The organism is Methanosphaera sp. WGK6 (assembly GCF_001729965.1).
GTDB lineage: Archaea > Methanobacteriota > Methanobacteria > Methanobacteriales > Methanobacteriaceae > Methanosphaera.
This window is the reverse complement of the sequence record NZ_JRWK01000013.1, coordinates 11,933-33,803: the sequence shown is the minus strand read 5'-3', so window position 1 is coordinate 33,803 and position 21,871 is coordinate 11,933. Positions and strand designations below refer to the sequence as shown.

At 28.2% G+C, this 21,871-nt stretch carries 18 protein-coding genes, 1 tRNA gene and 1 other RNA gene; 12 read left to right on the top strand and 8 right to left on the bottom strand.

Annotated features, from left to right (window positions below; all coding sequences use genetic code 11):
* The first annotated feature begins 4 nt into the window (after positions 1 to 4).
* The 3 genes from frhD (at position 5) to NL43_RS06910 (ending at position 1,562) form a co-directional block, all read left to right on the top strand.
* The gene (gene frhD / locus NL43_RS06920; protein WP_069593321.1) at positions 5 to 472 is read left to right on the top strand and encodes a coenzyme F420-reducing hydrogenase, FrhD protein; all 468 of its coding nucleotides are present in this window, start codon (positions 5 to 7) and stop codon (positions 470 to 472) included.
* Between the two features lie 196 nt (positions 473 to 668).
* Complete coding sequence (locus NL43_RS06915) at positions 669 to 1,079, top strand: hypothetical protein (RefSeq protein WP_069593320.1); 411 nt, start codon at positions 669 to 671, stop codon at positions 1,077 to 1,079.
* Between the two features lie 15 nt (positions 1,080 to 1,094).
* Positions 1,095 to 1,562: a hypothetical protein gene (locus tag NL43_RS06910; protein WP_069593319.1), complete on the top strand. Its 468-nt coding sequence runs from the start codon at positions 1,095 to 1,097 to the stop codon at positions 1,560 to 1,562.
* Between the two features lie 86 nt (positions 1,563 to 1,648).
* Here the strand turns inward: NL43_RS06910 and NL43_RS06905 are convergent, their stop codons facing one another.
* Positions 1,649 to 2,305 (bottom strand): PHP domain-containing protein, encoded by a 657-nt coding sequence (locus tag NL43_RS06905; protein ID WP_069593318.1) that lies wholly within the window; start codon positions 2,303 to 2,305, stop codon positions 1,649 to 1,651.
* Between the two features lie 278 nt (positions 2,306 to 2,583).
* Between NL43_RS06905 and NL43_RS06900 the strand changes: the two genes are divergently transcribed.
* Positions 2,584 to 3,795 (top strand): bifunctional 5,6,7,8-tetrahydromethanopterin hydro-lyase/3-hexulose-6-phosphate synthase, encoded by a 1,212-nt coding sequence (locus NL43_RS06900; RefSeq protein ID WP_069593317.1) that lies wholly within the window; start codon positions 2,584 to 2,586, stop codon positions 3,793 to 3,795.
* 163 nt (positions 3,796 to 3,958) lie between these two features.
* Here the strand turns inward: NL43_RS06900 and NL43_RS06895 are convergent, their stop codons facing one another.
* Positions 3,959 to 4,561 carry an MGMT family protein gene (locus NL43_RS06895; RefSeq protein WP_084790453.1) on the bottom strand — a complete coding sequence of 201 codons (603 nt, stop codon included), beginning with the start codon at positions 4,559 to 4,561 and terminating at the stop codon, positions 3,959 to 3,961.
* Between the two features lie 279 nt (positions 4,562 to 4,840).
* Between NL43_RS06895 and NL43_RS08305 the strand changes: the two genes are divergently transcribed.
* Together NL43_RS08305 and NL43_RS06890 are read left to right on the top strand one after the other, a co-directional pair.
* Complete coding sequence (locus tag NL43_RS08305) at positions 4,841 to 5,014, top strand: hypothetical protein (protein WP_158005564.1); 174 nt, start codon at positions 4,841 to 4,843, stop codon at positions 5,012 to 5,014.
* A 152-nt stretch (positions 5,015 to 5,166) separates the two neighbouring features.
* Positions 5,167 to 5,415 carry a pro-sigmaK processing inhibitor BofA family protein gene (locus tag NL43_RS06890; protein ID WP_069593316.1) on the top strand — a complete coding sequence of 83 codons (249 nt, stop codon included), beginning with the start codon at positions 5,167 to 5,169 and terminating at the stop codon, positions 5,413 to 5,415.
* 15 nt (positions 5,416 to 5,430) lie between these two features.
* Here NL43_RS06890 and NL43_RS06885 read toward each other — a convergent pair whose 3' ends face one another.
* From NL43_RS06885 to NL43_RS06875, 3 genes are all read right to left on the bottom strand, one after another.
* Positions 5,431 to 6,894: a bifunctional ADP-dependent NAD(P)H-hydrate dehydratase/NAD(P)H-hydrate epimerase gene (locus NL43_RS06885; protein ID WP_069593315.1), complete on the bottom strand. Its 1,464-nt coding sequence runs from the start codon at positions 6,892 to 6,894 to the stop codon at positions 5,431 to 5,433.
* Positions 6,895 to 6,905: 11 nt separating this feature from the next.
* Positions 6,906 to 7,787, bottom strand: coding sequence for a formylmethanofuran--tetrahydromethanopterin N-formyltransferase (gene fhcD / locus NL43_RS06880; protein ID WP_069593314.1), 882 nt, complete (start codon positions 7,785 to 7,787; stop codon positions 6,906 to 6,908).
* Between the two features lie 63 nt (positions 7,788 to 7,850).
* Positions 7,851 to 8,870 (bottom strand): UPF0104 family protein, encoded by a 1,020-nt coding sequence (locus NL43_RS06875; protein WP_069593313.1) that lies wholly within the window; start codon positions 8,868 to 8,870, stop codon positions 7,851 to 7,853.
* Between the two features lie 173 nt (positions 8,871 to 9,043).
* On the opposite strand from NL43_RS06875, the gene NL43_RS06870 reads away from it, so the two are divergent.
* Entirely contained in the window at positions 9,044 to 9,718 is a 675-nt protein-coding gene (locus NL43_RS06870) for a TrkA family potassium uptake protein (RefSeq protein WP_069593312.1), read from the top strand.
* Positions 9,719 to 9,767: 49 nt separating this feature from the next.
* On the opposite strand, the gene NL43_RS06865 is transcribed toward NL43_RS06870, so the two are convergent.
* Together NL43_RS06865 and NL43_RS06860 are read right to left on the bottom strand one after the other, a co-directional pair.
* A complete protein-coding gene (locus tag NL43_RS06865) occupies positions 9,768 to 10,400 on the bottom strand; it encodes an MBL fold metallo-hydrolase (RefSeq protein WP_069593311.1) in 633 nt (210 codons plus the stop codon).
* A 14-nt stretch (positions 10,401 to 10,414) separates the two neighbouring features.
* Complete coding sequence (locus NL43_RS06860) at positions 10,415 to 11,023, bottom strand: N-acetyltransferase (protein ID WP_069593310.1); 609 nt, start codon at positions 11,021 to 11,023, stop codon at positions 10,415 to 10,417.
* 118 nt (positions 11,024 to 11,141) lie between these two features.
* Between NL43_RS06860 and NL43_RS06855 the strand changes: the two genes are divergently transcribed.
* From NL43_RS06855 to NL43_RS06835, 5 genes are all read left to right on the top strand, one after another.
* Positions 11,142 to 12,941 (top strand): DNA-directed DNA polymerase, encoded by a 1,800-nt coding sequence (locus NL43_RS06855; RefSeq protein WP_069593309.1) that lies wholly within the window; start codon positions 11,142 to 11,144, stop codon positions 12,939 to 12,941.
* A gap of 77 nt (positions 12,942 to 13,018) precedes the next feature.
* A complete protein-coding gene (locus tag NL43_RS06850) occupies positions 13,019 to 13,405 on the top strand; it encodes a hypothetical protein (protein WP_069593308.1) in 387 nt (128 codons plus the stop codon).
* 101 nt (positions 13,406 to 13,506) lie between these two features.
* Positions 13,507 to 13,581: transfer RNA gene (locus NL43_RS06845), tRNA-Met, on the top strand.
* Positions 13,582 to 13,641: 60 nt separating this feature from the next.
* Positions 13,642 to 13,950: RNase P RNA component (rnpB, locus tag NL43_RS06840), an RNA gene on the top strand.
* 295 nt (positions 13,951 to 14,245) lie between these two features.
* Complete coding sequence (locus NL43_RS06835; protein WP_158005563.1) at positions 14,246 to 19,396, top strand: Ig-like domain repeat protein; 5,151 nt, start codon at positions 14,246 to 14,248, stop codon at positions 19,394 to 19,396.
* Positions 19,397 to 19,474: 78 nt separating this feature from the next.
* Here NL43_RS06835 and hypF read toward each other — a convergent pair whose 3' ends face one another.
* Entirely contained in the window at positions 19,475 to 21,808 is a 2,334-nt protein-coding gene (hypF, locus tag NL43_RS06830; protein WP_069593306.1) for a carbamoyltransferase HypF, read from the bottom strand.
* Positions 21,809 to 21,871: the final 63 nt, after the last annotated feature.

Genomic DNA, 21,871 nt, shown 5'->3' with positions numbered 1-21,871 from the left:
TATATTGACATATGACGCTGAAGTATTAGTTGTAGGTTGTGGAAATGTATTATTCAAAGATGATGGATTTGGACCTGCAACAATTAATAAAATCGAAGAAGAATTAAATAAAAGACCTCTTCCAGAAAATGTAATGACAATTGATGCGGGTACAAGTGCACCTCACTACCTATTTTCATTACCAAATCCCATGTGGAAAAAAATAATTATATTAGATATAGCTAACTTTGGAGGAAAACCAGGGGATATAAAAAAATTATCAAAAGATCAAGTTCCTGAAGGAAAATATCAAGATCCACACTCCGTATCAGTAGCAGACCCATTAGATGAACTAGACGAAGTTGAAATAGTTATCATAGCATGTCAACCAGAAAAAGTATCATCACCATTTGTTGAATATGGATTATCAGAAAGTGTAGAAGAAGCAATGTCCAAAGCAATTGACATGGTATATGAAGAAGTAAAAATATAAATTAACCTTCTTTAAATCCTTTTTTTTAAATTAATTTTCTAAACATCTAATTTTTCATAAGAACTTATTAAATTATCTTCATGTTTTCAGTGATTATATAACTCATATATCATAAATATAATAAAGAATTAAACTAATAATATAATATACAATCTATATTAAATAGAAAAAAATAATTATATAAGAAGGTTAAATAATGGTTATAGCATTCACAGAAGACCAAATCTTTTTACTAGCACTAGCTATAATTTTTTTAATTGCAATAATAGTAATAGTTGTGGAGTGGAGAAAAAGTGCAGTTTCACGAAATAATGTAACATTACTTGAAAGACAAATGGAACTTAAAAAAATTGAATTAGTAGAAAAAGACTTGGAAAATAAACGTATGAAAGAAAACATGTCTGAATTATCTAAAGAAGATCAGGAAAAACTTCAACAAATTCGAATTAACACTTCTGAAATAATGGGAAAAGTAGGTTTACTAAGTACAGAGGTAAACGAAAGAGTAGAACAACTTGAAGCAAAAAGTGAACTCTTAAAACTTCAGAAATTAGCTGAAAAATTAGATAAAAAAGAAGCAGAGATAGAAAAATCTCTTAAAAAATAATAAGGGGACTAATACATGGATCATGCTTCCATACTGGCAATAGTAATACTAATCATAGCAATACTTATTCTAGTATTTTATTATTTACAAAGTACAAATAATCCTGTATATAGGGATATGTATAATAGAGCAGAAGATTTCAGTGAACGAGTGGGACAAGAGGAATATGTTTCTAACTTTGCTGAAACAGTAAATAGATTTGGAGATAAACTTAAAGATAGAGTTCAAGATGATGAAGAAGAATATATTACAACAAGAACCGATGCAATGTCTAAAAAAATAAATCAATTCATCAATGAACAAAGTGAACAAGTAATTGAAGATTGGAATCTTACAACACAAGATGATTTGGATATAGTTATTGATAAATATAATACTTTAGAAAAAGACCTTAATGAATATAAAGAGATTACGGATAAAAGAGTTGATTCATTAGAAGAACGAGTTAATAAAATTGATGAACAACTTAAAAATATGGAATAACTATTCTATATTTCTTTTTTTTGAAAATAAAATTTTAAATATTTATAAGATAATTTTCTTTGAGAAACAGATTATCTCATATACATTTATTCTGTTTTAGGTTTTGTTTTACGACCTTTTTTACGAATTACTTCTTTAATAATAAGATTCATAGGGGTACGTTCTCCATGAGCACTAGTTTTTCCTTTTTTTATGTATTTAATTAAAGTATCTACATCATCACAATCAGGAATTTCTGTATAACATCGACCTATTCCTTTTATGAAATGAGCATCACTAGCGCCTATTGCTGGAATATTGTTCTTATTAGAAACTCTTTTACTTAAATAATTAGATATACCTAGTATAAATCTTGAATTCATAGTTTCCATTGCATCAACATCTAATTTTTGCACAATATTTCCAAGACCACTTCTGTAATAACAGTAAGGATGTGCTGCTATTGCAATACCTGCATTGTCATGGATTTGATCAATTGTTTCTTGAGGTGTTTGTAATGGTTTTATATAATCAGTTATACCTAATGCTACTATATGACCTTGAGTACTACTTACTTCTTCTCCTGGAATTAATAGTAATCCTTCATGTTTTATTTTTCTAACAGCCCATGTTCCTTTTATTTCATCATGATCTGTTATAGCTATTGCATTCAAACCTGTTTTTTGACTATATTTAACAATATCTTCTAAGGGGGCAATTGAATCTTTTGAATACTGGCTGTGTATATGTGTATCAATTTTCATTTTCATCTTTCCATATGATTTAAATCTATATTTAATTCCTTACTTAATTATGTGTTTTATTTAATATTAAAATTAAAGTAAATATTATGTTTTAATAAGTTATTCTTATTTTTTTTGTATGATTATAATGTAATTTAATCAGTGAAATATATAATTACAGATAAACAAATATAATATTATAATGAAAACTTTTTTTTTTAAAATTGTTTTTCAAATCCAACATCTTAAAAAAATGATAAAATAAAAAAATTAGAATAAATTTAATGGAGAAAGAACTAATGTATGAAATAGGAGAAGCTTTAATAGGAGATGGACCCGAATTAGCACATATCGACCTTATAATTGGAGATAAAGAAGGTCCTGTAGGAACTGCATTTGCAACAAACATGGCAAGTATGTCTGTTGGACACACACCTCTTCTTGCAGTAATCAGACCAAACTTAACTGCAAAACCTGCAACACTCATCATACCTAAAGTAACAGTACAAAACTTAGATGATGCAAGTAAAATATTTGGTCCAGCTCAAACTGCAGTAGGAAGAGCAGTAGCTGATGCAGTAGAAGAAGAAATTATACCAAGTGATATTGTTGAAGATATTGTAATAATGGTAAATGTATTTATTGATCCTTCTGCAAAAGATTATCGTAAAATATACCAATACAACTATGGAGCAACCAAACTTGCAATTAAACGTGCATTTGATAAATATCCATCAGTAGATAAAGTATTAGCAGAAAAAGACAGAGGAACTCATCCAATTATGGGATTCAAAGCTATGAAATTATGGAACCCACCTTACTTACAAGTTGCATTAGATCTTGATAATGAAGATAAAATGCGTAGTATCATAAGAGACTTACCAAAACGTGAAAGAATTCTTATTGAAGCTGGTACACCATTAGTTAAAAAATTCGGTGTAGAAATAATTAGTAAAATAAGAGAAGAAAGACCTGGAGCTTTCATTATTGCTGATCTTAAAACATTAGATGTTGGAAGAGTAGAAGTTAAAATGGCTGCAGACCAAACAGCAGATGCAGTAGCTATTTCTGGTCTTGGAACAAACGAATCTATTGAAAAAGCTATACATGAATGTTCTAAACAAGGAATATACTCCATACTTGACATGATGAATGTACAAGATATTCCAGAAAAACTTGAACAACTCAATTTAAAACCAAACATAGTCTTATTACACAGAAATATTGACTCTGAAACAATGAGAGATAATGACAATGAACAAGCATCAGAATGGGGTAACATCAGTGAAATCAAATCCAAACTGGGTAAACGTGGATTAGTAGCAGTAGCTGGTGGAGTAACACCTGAAAAAGTAAATAAAGCATTATCCAATGGTGCAGATATTATTATTGCAGGTAGATACATTATTGGTTCTTCCGATGTAAGAAGAGCAGCAGATGACTTCCTTAGATACATGCCTCAAGACTCTGACACAATGAGAGTAGCATTAGATGAAGATGAAGAAATATAATTCTTCAACCTTCTTTTTTTATAAAACTTATTTTTAATATATTTATTAATTTTTTCTTATTTTTTCATTAATCTTTTAACTTATAAGTTAAAACTTATAATTTATTACACTATAAGAAGAACAAATAAACTTAGAAACACTACAAAAAAATAAAAAGAAAAAGTTATAATACAACATTTTTAACTTCAAGATCTTCACATTGATAACGGTATTCTTTTTTAACAACACCATTTTCAAATTGAATACCTTCATTTTCTAAAATAAACTGTTTAAAGTATCCATCCTTAGTTCCAGCATACCCTCCAATAGTCCAATCAGAACGAACAGTTCTATGACATGGAATAATTAAGGGAAATGGATTTGATGATAAAACATTAGCCACAGGTCTAGCACTTCTAGGTTTACCAATCATATCAGCTAATTTCTTATAGGTAATTACTTTACCATAGGGAATTGCATTCTGTTTTAATAAAACAACCTTCTGAAAATCAGTAAGAACATCTAAATCTAGTTGATTATCTTCAAAATGAATATTATTATTTCCCATAATAATATTTTTTATATCAGACATAACATTATGAATATACTCACTAGGATTAGTGCACTGTAAAACACCCTTATACTGAAGACTACTATAACTAAACTTTTTTGTCTGAACATGAGGTAACACTATTTGTTTTATAATTTCATTCTTATCCCATACAAGACCAATTTCACCAATTAAAGAATTAAATACTACATATTTAAGTGAACCTAAACTTAACACCTCCCTATCATAAAAAACTTATTATAAACTAATATTTAGTATATTATTTATTTAATATAAAAATATGTATTAAAAAATTGATAAATCCATAAAGCAAAATTTACAAAATAGGAATAATCATAAAACAAATTTAAGAATAAGAATATAATTTTTAGAATAATAAATTTTAATAACTTTTACAAAAAAATAAAGTAGTTTATTCTACTAATTTAAGTATAATGTATGATTTTAACTAATTTTTTTTCAATTTAATAAAATAATTCTAAATTTCTTTTTTTGATGAAAAATTTAAATCAAGAAAAAAATAAAGTTACAAAACAAGTTCTTGTAAAGACTACAATTAAAACAATAGTACAAACTTGTGCAGAAAATTATGAAGAAGAAATAACAAAAACTGAACGGAATTTAATGAATATTGTAGAAAAACAAGTAGAAAATGTATATATAGCATAATCTATTTTTTTTATTTTTTTTAGTACTTTAATTAATCATATATTTTAAAAATAAATATTATCTATGATGTTTATAGTTAATTATGGAAGTATAATTTTTAATAGTAAATATTTTATTATTTTTATGAAAACAAGTATTATGGATGTGATATCATGATTTTATCAGGTATATTAACTTTAATAGTATTGTTGTTAATTGTAATATTGATTATTAAGTTCATCATATCTTATGGTGGGTTAATTTTAAAAATAGGTGTTCATCTTTTAGCGGGATGGATTTTATTAGGATTTGTGAATATTGTTCCTGGAATTGATATTCCAATTAATTTATTGACTATTATTATTTCAGGATTTGGAGGAGTTTTTGGCACGTTTATCTTGGTATTATTATCTTTAATATAGGAGTAATTAAAACTCCTATAAAAATTCTAAGATATCTTTTGATGAATACTTAAATCCATATTTATCTAAGGCTTCATCACCAGCACATCCTATGATGAATGAGGCTATATAAGCAGATTCAAATAAGCTATTTTTAGTTGAAATTGCAGTAGTTAATCCTGCAAGAATATCTCCTGTACCACCAACAGTCATTCCTTGATTACCAGTACTATTTAATTTATAATCATCAGGACATGTAATAATATCAACAACACCTTTGAGGAGTATTGTTGTAGTATAGTCTATAGATAATTTTTGTAGTAATTCTTTTTTTGCTTCTAATTTCTTAGGTAATTCACAGCTAAAAAATGTTTCAAATTCACGAGCATGTGGTGTTAATATAATATTGCCTTTTTTTATATTTTCTTTATCAACTAATTTCAAAGCATCTGCATCAATAATAATTGGTTTATCTACTGATTTAACAATATTATTGAATAATTCTCCTGTTTTACTATTAAGTCCAGCACCAGAGCCAATTAGAATGGAATCTACTTTTTCAATTAATGGTTTAATTAATTCAAAACCATCCATGCTTAGTATACTTCCTGGAATGCTTCTAACAATATATTCTGGATTATATTGTTTAATTATACTTGCAGATGTTTCTGGAACAACAATATATACTAAATCAATGCCCTGTGAAATACATGCTTCTGCTGCAAATATTACAGCTCCTATATAATCAGTATTAGAACCAATTATCAGTACAGATCCATTATCTCCCTTGTGTGATGTAACTTCTGGTTTTTTTAGTTTAAGTAGATCACCACTTCCTGTGTATTCCTCTGATACTTGTGGAATACCAATATCTAGTACTTCTATAGCTCCTGTATATCTTTCTTCACTTTTAACTAGTCCTGTTTTTTTCTTATGTAATGTTAATGTGGTATGTGCAATAACTGATTTATCTTTCACATTTCCTGTTTCTGGATTTAATCCTGATGGAACATCAATAGAAATTCTAATAGCTGGTGAATAATTAATAGTGTCTATTGCCTTAGATGTAGGTTGTCTTATTTTTCCATTAACACCTGTTCCAAGAAGTGCATCTATGATTATATCAGAATTATCTGGAGTTAATTGTTCTGAATCAGTAATTATGGATGTTTTAAGATTTTTTGTTGTAGTACTAATTACTTCAATAGCTTTCCAGTTGATGAGTGCATCATTATTTTTGATATTTTCTGGTTTTGATAAAAGAAGTAGATGTACTTTATACCCATAATTTAAGAGATGTCTTGCTACAACAAAACCATCGCCTCCATTTCCACCAGTTCCGGAATATATTGATACTTTCTTCTTATCAGGGTAGTGTTCTACAATATACTTAGCAATACTTGCACCTGCATTTTCCATGAGAACTAAAGTGGGAATATGGTTGTATGCAGTGTTTTTATCAATTGCTCTCATTTCAATGGGAGTTAGTACATCTTTCATTTTATCACCATTTAGTCTATAAGTTTTATTTTATATTTTCCGAGATTTCCACCATAATTACCAGCAGATATTTTTTGAACATCAGGTATTGTTTTTATAGCTTCTATTGCAGTTTTTGTTGCTTTTATTACACTTTCTTCGGTAAGTCCATCAAAAACAATTTCATAAACTCCATTTGTATCATCGCTTAGTTTGGAATTTGGTATTTTATTTTTTAGTGTAGGACAATATTCCTCATTTGTTGTTGCATGCATAAATTCGTATTTTTTAGATCCTACTTTAGAACCTGATGCTACAATTCCTCCTGGAAATGGGGTTATTACTCCAGGGATTTCTTCAATTGCATTCACTGCAGCTTCCGCAGCAATTAATGCTGATTGCTGGGTTTTTGCCATTATGAATAAGTTACCTCCTGCTACTGCATCAGTTATTCCAAAATTTTCTTCTATTAAAAAATCACCAGACATAACTGGTATTTTATACATAGTTTTACCATATTTTTCTATTTTTTCCTGGTATCCATCAGCAAAAAATGCTAATTTAAATCCTAGATTTGTTTGTTTATCACTTTCGGGTAATAGGTTAAATACGCTTGTTGTTGCAGCAGTTAGTACACATTGTCCAATTCTTTCTAATAATTGTGTTTCTACTTGTGCTGTTTTATTTTGACAAATTATTATTGAATAACCTGGACGATTATCTGGTGTTTTTTCTGGAGGTATATATTGATTAATTCCTGCTTCTGCTGGACATCCTATAAAAGATGTTCCAAATCCTGTTGCTTCTGTTGCAGCAATATATGCTAATTTTTTTGTAGCAGCTGTAATTAATAGGTGGGCTGCTTTTGTTTTAAATGCTTCTGCATAAGTATCATCTATTTCTGGTAAATTCATAATTAATGCTCCTAAAAATAAAATTTTTTTATAAAAAAATAGTTGGGAGTGGATGTTAATATTTTAGCTATCCGTACTTACTTCATCTAATACTCCCGTTCCAAAGTAAGGAAGTATGAGTAATCCCATTATTGAGACCATCCAAAAAGATATTAATCGTTCAATAAGTGTTACTGCTGTACTTATAAATGGTGATATTCCAGCTAATGAGTAAACTATAATCATTATTCCATCGATAGTTCCAATTCCTCCAGGAAGAGCAGGTATCATACCTACTAGTGTTGATAGTAGAAATACTGATGCTACCATTCCTAATGAAACGTTAACGCCAAATGCTAAAAATACGACATATACTCTTAATATTTCTAAAAACCATACAATAAAAGCTATTGTAAGAGCCGCACTGAATATTTTCTGATCTTTTAATAAATACTTTAAGCTTTCTTGAAAATCAATAAGTGCTTCTAATGTTTTAAATTCATAAGTATCCAAATCTCGTGACATAAATCGTCTTAATTGTCTAAATACCCATTTTATCACACGTATTCCTAAAGCTTCATTAAAACAGATATATATTAAAAATGCAATTATTGCTATGAATAAAATCATGGCAATAATCAAAGTAATTATTATACTCTGACTTAGATGTAATGTAAATATTAGATATGTGATTGCAGCTAGAGCTAATACTGTGAAAGGAAATATGTCAAATATCTTATCTCCTATTACAGTAGCAAAAGTTGTTTTGAAACTTTTTCCAGAACTTTTACTTACAAGGTATGCTCTAACAGGCTCTCCACCACTACGACCACTGGGAGTTAAGTTGTTTAGTGCTAATCCAACAAGTAACATTGCAAATAGTTGTAGTTTCTTATGGGGAACTCCAACTCCATCTAGTATTACACTCCACTTAATATCCCATAGGCTCATAATTATGAATTGGATAATAATAGCAAGTATAACATATTTCATATTAGCTTGTTGTAGTGCATTCATAACTTCTCCAGGACCAATAAAAATAATCATTCCTGCAAGTATTATCAATCCAACTAACAGTAATCCGAAGACTTTCTTGTAATCCATAATATCTCCTTTTTATTTTTAATTTTTCATTAAAATATTCCTCTCTACTATTTATTATAATATTTCTGAAAAATTAGTATATTATTATATAATATATTATAATACATATAAAATTATAACTATTTAAGTAAATTTAGATAAATATGATATTTATAATATAGAGAAGATGCAGTATGGTTAATGTAATTATTGTTGGTGGAGGAAGAGTAGGTATTCGTTTAATAGGACTTCTTAAAAAACGATGGGATTATGATATAACACTTATTGAAGATAATAAAGAAGTACTAAGTATAATTGATAAGAAATTTAAAGATATTTCAATTATTAAAGGGGATGCTACTAATAAAGCAGTACTAGAAAAAGCAGGAATTAAAGAAGCAGATATTATTGTAGCAGCTACAAGTATTGATGAAGTAAATCTTCTAATTGGTATAACTGCACAAAATTATAATCTTAAAAAAATAATTGCACGTACTGAAAATCCAACACATATTAAAATGTTTAAAAAAATAGGATTAAATGAAGTGGTAAGTCCAGAACTCACAACTTGTGCCGATATTCAACAATTAATAATTAATTCCAATGTTTTTAAGATTAATTCTGCTGGAAAAGAAGATTATGAATTAATGAGTTTAATAGCAAAATCAAATAAAGTAGTTGGTAAAGAAATAGGAGAAATTAGTCCTTCAGAAAATTTTATAATAATGCTATGCTATAAAAATAATGAACCTCTTATTGCTCAAAATAATATTGTAATCGAAAAAGAAGATAAACTAACTCTTCTAGTTAAAACAAAATCTGCTAAAAAAATAAAAAAATACTTTACTAAAAGTGGATTACTAGGATAACCTTTATTTTATTTTAAAAAAAAAGATGTGAGGGAATAATTATTATTTTTCATAATCTTGAAGCTATCATTACAGCTAAAGCCATTTGTTCAGAAACAGCGGATGTTGCATAAGGACCATGACCTGGGAATAATTGTACAACATCCAAATCAGCTAATTTTAAAATAGATTCTCTAATATCTTTTCGACTACCTGTAGGTAAATCAGTTCTTCCAAAATTACCTCCAGAAAATACAGTATCTCCACTTATTAGATTTTTTCCATCACATAAACATATTCCTCCACGAGTATGTCCAGGGGTATGAATTACAGTATAATTACCTATTTTATCATCAGTATCGAGTGGTTTAATATCTAAATCAGGTACAGTCATGCCAAATGAGGATGCTACTGTTCCATCAATATCTTTTTCTTCTACTGTTTGTATATCAAGAGGATGCATATATATTTCATAACCATATGTGTCTTGTAAATATTTATCAGCACCCATATGATCAAAGTGACAATGGGTATTTACTATTTTATTAATGTCATCCATACTTATTCCTGCTTCTTCTATAGATGAAATTAGGTAATCATTATTTAATCCACTTCCAGGGTCAATTAAACAATCATCTATAATGTAACAATTTGAATCTCTTTCTCTTCCTAAAATTATTGTAATATCATCAACTTTTTCCATATTTATTCTTCCTTCTATTTTAAATTATATTTTAAACCATAACACCCATAAATTTTACCAAATATTTTATGATAATTTTCACTATCTAATTTTAATCCTAGTTTATCATAAAAATCCAATAAATATTCTTTTTCATGTTCTACATCTAACAGTAATGCATTTGAATTAGAAGTAATAGCTAATTCTTTACATTTATTAACTAATTTACTTCCAACACCTTCATGACGATGTTTGGGATTTACAAATAAATTTCCAAGATAATAATCCTCATTAGCAATAGATGAAGCAAAAAAACGACATATTGCTAAGTATATTATAATTAATGGTATATTAGTACACGACGTAGATTTCATTGCTTTATATGTGTTTTTAATAGAAATATCTGAACCTTTAAATGACACGGCAATTCCATGAATTTCTTCTCGATTATTGCTATAACAGATAGTTATAAAATGTCTATGGTATGGATTTATATAATCACTTTGAATAAGTTTTTTTAGAGCTTTAATAGCATTTATCTTATTTTTAAATACTATATTAAATGTAAATTCATCAGTACTATAAATCCAAGTAGCAATTTTTTCTATATCATCATAATCTTCTAATTTTCTAAAATTTACCATAACTATCTTTCTTCTAAAATATTATTTTTAGCTTATTTTTCATGATTTCAATATATGATTATACTTTCTTTTATTTGATATAAACTTTTTAATATTCTTATTTATATATATTAAATTCATGGAAACAAAGACAATAGTTCTTAATGATATTGATTATGTAAGTCGTGATAATAAACCAATAGTTAGATTATTTGGAGTTGATTCTGAGACAAATGAAAATATCATTGCATTTGATACTACATTTAAACCATATTTATATGTTTTACCACGAAATATGGATGAATGCTTAGTAGAACTTAGAGAATTAGATTTGGATGATTTAGAAATTGAAATAAAAATAGATATTGGCATAGAAAGAGAATTTATAAAAATTACACTTAATCATCCACAAGATGTACCAAAATATAGGGATGATATTCGTGATTTACCCTCAGTTAAACAAATCAGGGAATATGATATTCCCTTTTATAGAAGATACTTAATTGATAAACAAATAACACCAACAAATATTATTAAATTACAGGGTAAAACATTAGATGCTAATATTTATAGGGAAGAATTAAAAGTTGATGATAATGTCATATTATTTAAATTATTAGAAGATCCTTATGATACACATGAAGTTATCAATGAAAATAAATTACTTAGCTTTGATATAGAAGTGTATAATGCAGAAGGGATGCCTGATGCAGAAAAAGATCCAATTATTATGATGAGTCTATGTGGAAGTAATGGTTTTAAAAAAGTATTGTCTACAAAAAAATCTAATAGAGATTTTGTTGAAACATTACCTACAGAAGAAGACATGATTAAACGATTTGGTGAAATAATAAAAGAAGAAAATCCTGACATGCTGGTAGGATATAATTCTGATAATTTTGATTTACCTTACATTAAAAAAAGGGCTGATAAATTAAAAATTAACCTAAATTTAGGAATAGATGGCTCCGGAATAAAATTTATGAAGAGAGGCTTTGCTAATGCAGGTGTAATTCGGGGACGAATACATGTGGATTTATATTTGCTAGTTAGAAGAAATATGAGTTTAGATAGATATACATTAGAGCGAGTTTATGAGGAATTATTTGATCAAGAAAAAATTGATGTTCCTGGAAACCAAATCTACAAATACTGGGATTCTAATGATGAAAAACTTGAAGAATTATTTGATTATTCCATGGATGATGCTGTTACAACTACTGCAATAGGTGATAAACTAACACCACTTGCTATTGCTCAAGCTAGACTTGTAGGTCAACCATTATTTGATATAGCTCGTATGACTACTGGACAAATGGTAGAATGGTATCTTATCCTCAAGGCATATGAAAAAAATAATATCATACCAAATAAACCAAGTGGTAATGAATATTCACAACGTAGAAATAAGGGAGTTATGGGAGGATATGTAAAAGATCCTGAAAAAGGATTATTTGAACATATAGCTTATCTGGACTTTAAAAGTCTATATCCTTCAATTATTATTGCTCAAAATATTTCTCCCGATACTATCATTGAAGATGTTTCAGGCTTTAATGAATCAGAATATTATGTTAGTCCTGAAGATGGATTTAAATTTAGAAAAGAACCAAAAGGATTTATTCCATCAATAATTGGTTATATTTTAGATGAAAGACAGAGAATAAAAAAATTAATGAAGGAAGAAACAGTACCTGAACAAAAAAGAGCATATGATTTTGAACAACAAGGACTTAAAAGATTAGCTAATTCGATGTTTGGTGCTTACGGCTATTCTAGATTCAGATGGTATAAAATAGAGTGTGCTGCTGCAATAACTGCATGGGGTAGAGAATATATTAAATCAGCAATGAAGAAATCTGAAGAATATGGTTTTAAACCAATATATGCAGATACTGATGGATTTTATGCAACATACCTTGGGGATTTGGATGAATAATAGAAAAATGTAAAATAGAATAATATTATAAAATAAAAAGAACATAGTTTATAATACAAAATAGATAGGTATATTTTATGAAACTTTCACCATTACAAGCATTAGTATTAATTGTAGTATTAGTAGGTATAGTTTATGGTACATATTCTGCAACAATGGATCAATTACCTGACTTAACTGGAACTGTTGTTGGAAATACAACTAATGTTGCTAACAGTACAAATCAAACAATAGGAACAATTTACATTCATGATGAAACTAACTCCACATCTAACATGTCAGTAATAATAACAAAGAATACTAAAATATACAAGGAATCTAAGGATAGTAAGCAAGTTGAATGTAAAATGAATCAGTTAGTAAGAGGTTCTAAAGTAGAAGTGTATACTCTGGGGGATCCTACAAATACGATACCACCTCAAGTAACTGCAGAAAAAATTGTTATTAAAAAATCAAATAAGTAATCTTATTTTTTCTTTAATTTTTTTAGTAAAAACAAAACCTTTATATATAACTTTAAACTTAAATAATAATAACTCTTATTAGAGTTGGCTATTTTATCCATAGCGGGGTGGGGTAGTCTGGTGATCCCGCGGGGCTCATAACCCCGAGAGCCCTAGTTCAAATCTAGGCCCCGCTATCTTTATTATTAAAAAATTATTTTTTCTTTAGATAATTTAATAAAATTTTTTTTAATATGGTAAGTTGAAGTGCAGTTAACGGTGTATTATTCACTGAGGAAACTCCATCCACTAACAGAAACCATGATGTTCTTAATTGGCATACGCTGAGAAGTGTGACACTGAAATAGAAACGATACGATACGTCTTAATATGGCTTTGAAAGATGATACAATTAGGTTGATGATGCCAGAGGTAGATAATCGATGAAACGATCAATCCATGGAGTGCAAAAGTAAATAATTGTCAAATCTGTTAAAAGATGACAAAAGGTATCTTGCTAAGATTAATACTGCAATAAAACATGAGGTGGGTTACTCTCAACATGCCATATCTTTAAATTTAAATTTATTTTTTCTAAATTTTATCATACTATTTTTAATTAAACTATTTTATAAAAATAATTCTTTTTAAATAATTTCTATCATTAAACTACATTGAAAAAGGTTGTTTTTCTTATAATAATATTTACTATATAATAAATTATTAATACACTAATCTAAAGATTATAAACTATACATATTAATTTTAATATTATACAAATTATATTGATATGTTTCTTAAAAGTAATATCTTTTTGAATAATTTATTATAATTTATTAAATAATTAAAAGAGATGTAAAAATGTTTAGAAATAAAACCAAGCTTTTTTTAATGGTCTTCTTAATATTAATGACTATTGTAGGATTATCTACACTATCTGCTGTGGATACAAATGATACACAAAATAGTGGCGAATCTTCTGATTCTTTAGTTATTAGTAATAATGTAGATAATAAAATAGCTGAAATAACAACAGAATCAAGTATTAAAACAACTAATAATAAATCAATAAAAAAAGAAAGTGAAATAGGAACATTCACAGACCTTACAACAGTGATAGAATCATCGGATAATATAATATTGGATAAAGATTATGTTAAAGGTGAAAGTGAAACAGTCATTGAATTAAATAAATCATTAACCATTAATGGAAATGGACATACAATAACTTCAGATAATGGAACATTTACTTCAATAAGTACTGCAAATATAACACTTCAAAATATAATATTTACAGGAAATGATGGAAAGAATCCTGTAATTACAAGTAATGGTAATATAACTTTAATAAATGTAATATTTAATAATAATAAAAATACTGGATATGCAGCAGCAGCACTAGAAACTACATCTAATGTTACAATAATTAATTCAACAGCAAGTAATAACACTGCAATATATGGTGTATTTTACTTTAAAAGTGGAAGTAATGTAACTGTAGATAATTCTAACTTCACTAACTGTAATACAAGTAATGGAGTAATTTCTGCAGCTCGTAATACTAATATATCAGTAACAAATTCAAGATTTTTGAATAATTATGCTGCTAATTATGGTGGAGCAATAAATATACAAAGATACTTGTATGTTAATAATTCCTACTTTGAAAATAACTCTGCAGGTATAAAAGGTGGAGCTATAGCATTACGTGGAAATTATGCAGAAATTAATAATTCTAAATTTATATCTAATTATCTTGTAGGTGAAAGAAGCACAATACAAGGTGGAGCAATATATGTTGATCAAGTTGCTTTATTAACAAACAATACAATGAAAGATAATAAAGGATATAATGGTTCAACAATATTTGTACAAAATGGTGCTAAAATAGCTAAAGTATTAGTTAATGGAACAAATACTTCAGCAATTGAAGATGAAGAATTTACAATAGTAGTTACAGTTACAGATGATTGTAACAATTCAATCACTGGACGAAATGTAACAATAAAGATAGGTGAAACACAATATACTTCTCAAGTAATTGAGGGTTCAGCAGAATTTGTAATAACTGATTCAATAGAACCAGGTAATTACACAATAAGTCCAATCTACAATGGAGCAGAAGAGGAAAATCAAACAGTATCCTCATTTAATCTAGAAATAACACCATCACCAGCACTTAAATATAGAACATTACAAGCATTAATAGATGAAGCTGAAGAAGGTTCCACAATAACTTTCACAGATATTCTTAAAAGAGGATCTTCTGAAGATAATGTAACAATTAATAAAACAATAACAATTGATGCTAAAGGATACAGAATAAATGCAAATGAAGGTCATATATTCTATATTACAAATAATGCAAATGTAACATTAAAAAATACAGTTATAACAAATACACATGGAAGAGAAGGAATAATTGCTAATGTTACATCAGGAAGTTTAACTTTAGAAAACGTAGTAATACTAAATAACACTGCTGAGAACTATGGAGCAGCATACAGAGGTAATTTACTTTATGTTGAACGTGAAGGTACAATGTATCTAAACAATGTAACTATTGAAAACAATACAGCAGCAGTTATTAGAACTCGTGGAAACACTACTTTAAATAATACAATTGTTCGTTTAAACAAAGTTCCTCAAGATAGTAATAGTTACGGATGGATAAATAATGAAGGTGGATTAAACATATATAATTCATTATTTGAAGATAACTTAGGACAATTAAGTGGAATATATTCACGTTTACAAGTATATCCATCAATAATTGATAATTCTACTTTCCTAAGAAACAATGTTTCTGTAGGAAATGGTGGAGCTATACAAACAGGTACAAACACAACAACAATCACTAACTCCCAATTCATAGAAAATCAAGTTCTATTAAAAGGAACATTTGCTAGAAAAGGAGGAGCAATATATGCTTATGGTGATGGACTAACAGTAATTAATTCAACATTCATTAATAATGTAGCTGAAGGTGGAGGATCTGCTATTGCAAATTACTGGGGTGGATTTAACGTAACTAATTCAATTCTCATATCCTCTGGAAGTACTTCTATATTATATAATGAAGATGAAGAGGACCATCAAGTAATAGCTAATAATAATTGGTGGGGAACTAATGAAAACCCAATTACAAAAGGTTATACAGCATATGGTCGTTACTATGATTATGATGAAGAAGAATATGTGGAATGTAGTCCAATAGTAGTTACTAAATGGATTATAATGAACACAACTGTAACTCCAAGTGAAAACTTTAAATATGGTGATACATTAACAATAGATACATCATTTAACCAAACCATGGACGTAAATGGTGTAATTGCGGACTATAATGATATATTACCTAATGGAATGAATGTAACATACACATCAAATAAGAATTGTTTTGAAAATAACATGACAAGTGTTATAAATGGTAAAACAAGTAATAAATACACTATTGGTTCTCAAAAAGTTGTAATTAACACAACTTCTGGAGCACAAACTAATACTTTTGAAGGTACAGCTATAATGCCAGAACCAAAAGTAATAATATTAACTGATGATACATATTCTCAATTCTTTGACAGTGAAGGAAGAGTAATATTAGACATGGTACCACCAAACTCTGAATTACAATTCTCAGGAGCATTCTATAATAGAAATATGGTGATAGATAACTCACTAAATTTAACAACACACACAGTTCAAGCAATTCTTAATAATTGTACAATAACAATCATAGCAGATGGTGCTTATACTAATATAACTAACATGATAATGAATAATACAGATTATTCAACAGAACTAATATACTTAAACAACACAAATAACATAATAATCAGAAACAACACATTAATTCAAAATAATACTAAAGACAATACATATGCAATAAATCTGTTAAGTTCTACAGACATAACTATTGAATCAAACAACATAACAACTACCGGTCCATGTGATGATATATTCTTCGATGATGATTACATAGGTTATGTAGTAACAGCATCCATAATGGGATACAACTCTAGTGATAATATAATTAAAAATAATAATATTATAACAAATTACACAGGAGATACCAGTACATATGGAACTGTAGAAAGTATAGTATTCATGGGAAATCCAATGAACTTTGATGAAGACATTGTAGCAGACAACAATGAAATAACAAACAATGTAATTATAACCGAAGGTAAATATGCATATGGTATATCATTATCTGGAAATGTAAATGATAATAAAGTAACAAACAATAATCTCACATCAATAGGAACTCACTATGCAAATGGTATACAATTATCAGGACCAGCAAGTGACAATATAATATCATACAATAATATAAACTCAACTGCAGATAATGTAACCTATGGATTATACATATCTACAAACATGATGGGAGCAGTAACAGACAACACAATCACCTACAACAATATAACAGCAAATTCCAGTTCAATATATCTTATAGAAATCTGGGGAATATCTTCAAATAACATTTCATACAATCAATTAACAGGTAATAATAATTATGTATTAGGTATTGGAGGATATAACTCAAATAAAAACACAATCACATACAACAACATAACAGTAACAGGAGACATGCAAAACAAACCAATATCACAAGATAATATTCAAGTAGAAACTTCAGGAGTTAAATTAATAGGTAAATCTAATGATAATCTAATCCAATACAACAATATAAGTGCAACAACACCAAATAACATAACAAATACAATAAACTTAACAGGAAGTTCAGGAAACACAGTAACAAACAATGAATTAAACACCAATATGAGAAATGGTTCAAAATCAGTAGATGAACAAACAAATAATAATGTAAAAGATAACACACCATCAAATAGTATAACAATCACCCTAGAAACTACAAATGATAATAATATTCAAGTAATAGTAAAAGATATTAATGATAATAATGTAATTAGGGGAACTATTGAATATACAATAGGTGATGAAACTAAAACAATCACACTAGTTGATGGAGTAGCAACAATAGATCTTTCAGATAATCATGGAATAATTACAGTTAATGTAGTATATCCAGAAAATACTGTATATAATACAGGTAATGCTACTACAACAGTTACTAAGAAAATAAAAACAACTATTACATTAGATAATCTGGATAAATTCTTATCAGGTGAAACTTCAATGATAAATGCAATAGTTGTAGATGCAGAAGGAAATAATGTAACAACAGGTAATGTGACCTTCACAGATGAAGAAGGTAATGTTTTAGGTACGATTGTTTTAAATAATGGAGTAGCATCAATTAATCCATTTGAAACATCAAAAATATCTGAAATAACTGCTAAATACAATGGTAATGATATTTACGAAGAATCAAGTATAACTTCAAGTATCAATGTTAAATACACTACAAACATTACAATTAAGGATATTAATGCAAAAATTAATGATATAATTAATTTAACTGCTAATATCGATGCATATAATGTAGTGGTTAATGAAGGTAAAGTTATATTTAAAATAAATGGTAAAACTTTAAGAAATAGCGAAGGTAACATTATTTATGCTAATGTTGTTAATGGAGTAGCTACTATTGAGGATGTTAAAGTAGAATATAACTGGTTAAATAAAAATACTATTGTTTCAGCAGTTTACAGTGGTTCTTCTAACTTTATGAATGTAAGAAGCAGTGAAAAATTAATGAACATAACAAAAAGAGTTGCTACACTCGAAATTGTTAATGATATGTCTGTTTATGTTGCAGGTCAAACAATATCCTTATCTGTTAAAGTTATGGATATGAATTCAATAGTTACTGGTGGAAAAGTAGTATTCAAACTCAATGGTAAATCATTAAGAGATGAAAATGGTAATATAATTTATGGTGAAGTAAATGATGAAGGTGTAGCTACTATTACATACACATTACCTGCTAAAATGAGTGCTAAAAATTATGTAGTATCTTGTGTATATGCAGATAAATTATATAACCGTGCTGAAGTAAAAGGTACATTAACAATTAAAAAATAGTATTATTTTGTAGAGATATACTCTACATTATCTTTTTTTTAGAAGAAATATAAAACTTATTAAAAAACTATCTTTTTTTTAGATTAATTCATTTAAAGAACTGTTTCTCCAACCAACTATGGCACATTGGCCCATGGAAACACTTCCATCACCAGCACATGTAGCTTCATGTTGAACAAATTCAAATCCTGCAGAAATTACTTTTTCTTTCACAACCTTTGATATAAATTCATTATAGAACACACCACCAGTTACACCAATAGTGGATGTTTTATTACTTTTTGCAGCTATAATTGCTATTTCAGTTAGTGCTTCTGCTAGTGCTCTTTGGCATGCACAAGCTATTTCATCAGCACCAACACCACTTTTTATGAGTTGAACTACGTCCAGTAACAGATTACTTGTATTTATAATAGCTCTGTCATCAATCATTTCAAAGTCTAAGTCAATATTAAGTAAGTCAAATCCTTCTCTAGCTACAGATTCTAGTTTCATAGAACATTCTCCTTCATAGCCCCTATTTTTACTTATTCCTAGGAGAACACTTATACTATCAAGAACTCGTCCCATACTACTTGTTTTTGACGTGTTAAAGTCATTTTCTAATTGTTTTAAAACCATGTCTACTTCCTGTTCACCATATTTAAAGTAATCAGCATAATCTGATTTCATGAGTTTTCCTAATTCATCAGAATCCATAACTCCATATAGTATTCCCATTGCCATTCTTATAGGGTATTTGGTACTTAAATCTCCTCCAGGCATGGGTTGTGTTTGAAGACCACCATGATTAATGTAATGTCCAGTATTATTTAAGTATAATATTTCTCCACCCCATATGTTTCCATCTTCACCATAACCTACACCATCAGCAGCTATTACAACCATTTCAGGTAATTGATGTTCTGCCATTAAACTTGAGGCATGTGCATGGTGATGTTGTACTTGAACTAGTTGTGCATCATATTCTTCACTTAGTTGTTTTGCAAGTTTTGTCGTGTTAAATTCAGGATGCATATCTGCTACAATATAGTTAAGAGAATCTGTTCTTGTTAGTTTTAGTAAATGTTTTATAGCATCTTGCATAAATTCTAATGTTCTTATCTTTGAAGTATTTCCTATATGTTGGGATGGATAACATTTACCTTCTTTTAATATGGAGAATGTTACATCAAGTTCGGGACCTACAGCTAAAATATTATCCGTATTATTTATTTTTGAGAAATCAAATGGTTTTGGAACATAACCACGGGATCTTCTTATAAATCCTGGTTTTCCATTTCTAAATCTAACAACACTATCATCACACCTGTTTAATATTTTTCTATCATGTAATAGATAATAATCTGCTATATTATCTAATTTAGATAGTATTTCTTTATTATCTATTAACATTGGATTTCCAGGCATATTTGCGGATGTCATAACATATGCAGGTTCTAATGTATATTTAAATAGTAAGTGATGTAATCCCGTGTATGGTAACATTACTCCTTGGTTATGTAGATTTGGAGATAAATTTTCTGATAAATTATAATCTTGTGATTTATTTAGAATTACTATTGGTCTAGATACTGATTCTAACATTTTCTTTTCATCATCACTAAACTCTACAAATAATTTTGCTGTCTCTACATCTGGTGTCATACATGCAAATGGCTGTGTTTTTCTACCTAGTCTTTCTCTTAATTTATCTATAGCATCATCTGTTGATGTTTTACATACAAGATGCGTTCCACCTATTCCTTTTATAGCTAGAATATTTCCTTCATCTATGAGTTTACTTGCATCACGTATAGGATCCTGGGATGGTATGTGTTCATCATTGTATAAGAAAACTTGTGGTCCACAATCAGGACAACATGTAGCTTCTGCATGATATCTTCGATCTAATGGATTAGAATATTCTTTTGCACAGTGATTACATAGGGGAAATTCATCCATGGTAGTGTTTTTTCTATCATAAGGTACTTGGTCTATTACTGTAAAGCGTGGTCCACAATTAGTACATGCTGTGAATGGGTAATAATAATGATGGTTATTCAAATCCACAATTTCTTCTAGACATTCATCACATATTGTCATATCAGGGGGAATTACAGCAGATCCTGATAGTTCATCACTACTATTTAGTATAGTAAAGTCATTATATCTTGTCGTGGATGTAACTTCTTCTCGTATATCTAAGTTTATACTGTTAATTTCTGATCTTATGGGTTTATGTTCTTGTAATTCATCTACAAATAATTGAATATCATCATAAGTACCTTGAATTAGGATTTCAACAATGTTTCCCATATTTCTAACATATCCTGTTAGATTCATTACTTTTGCTAATCTGTAAACTGTTGGTCTAAATCCAACACCTTGTACTATTCCATCTACTAGTAATTGTGCAGTATATTCTTTCATGTTTTCCCCTGTGCTAGTTTTCTTTTTTATACTAATATTTTTTTATATATTTAATATTTAGTA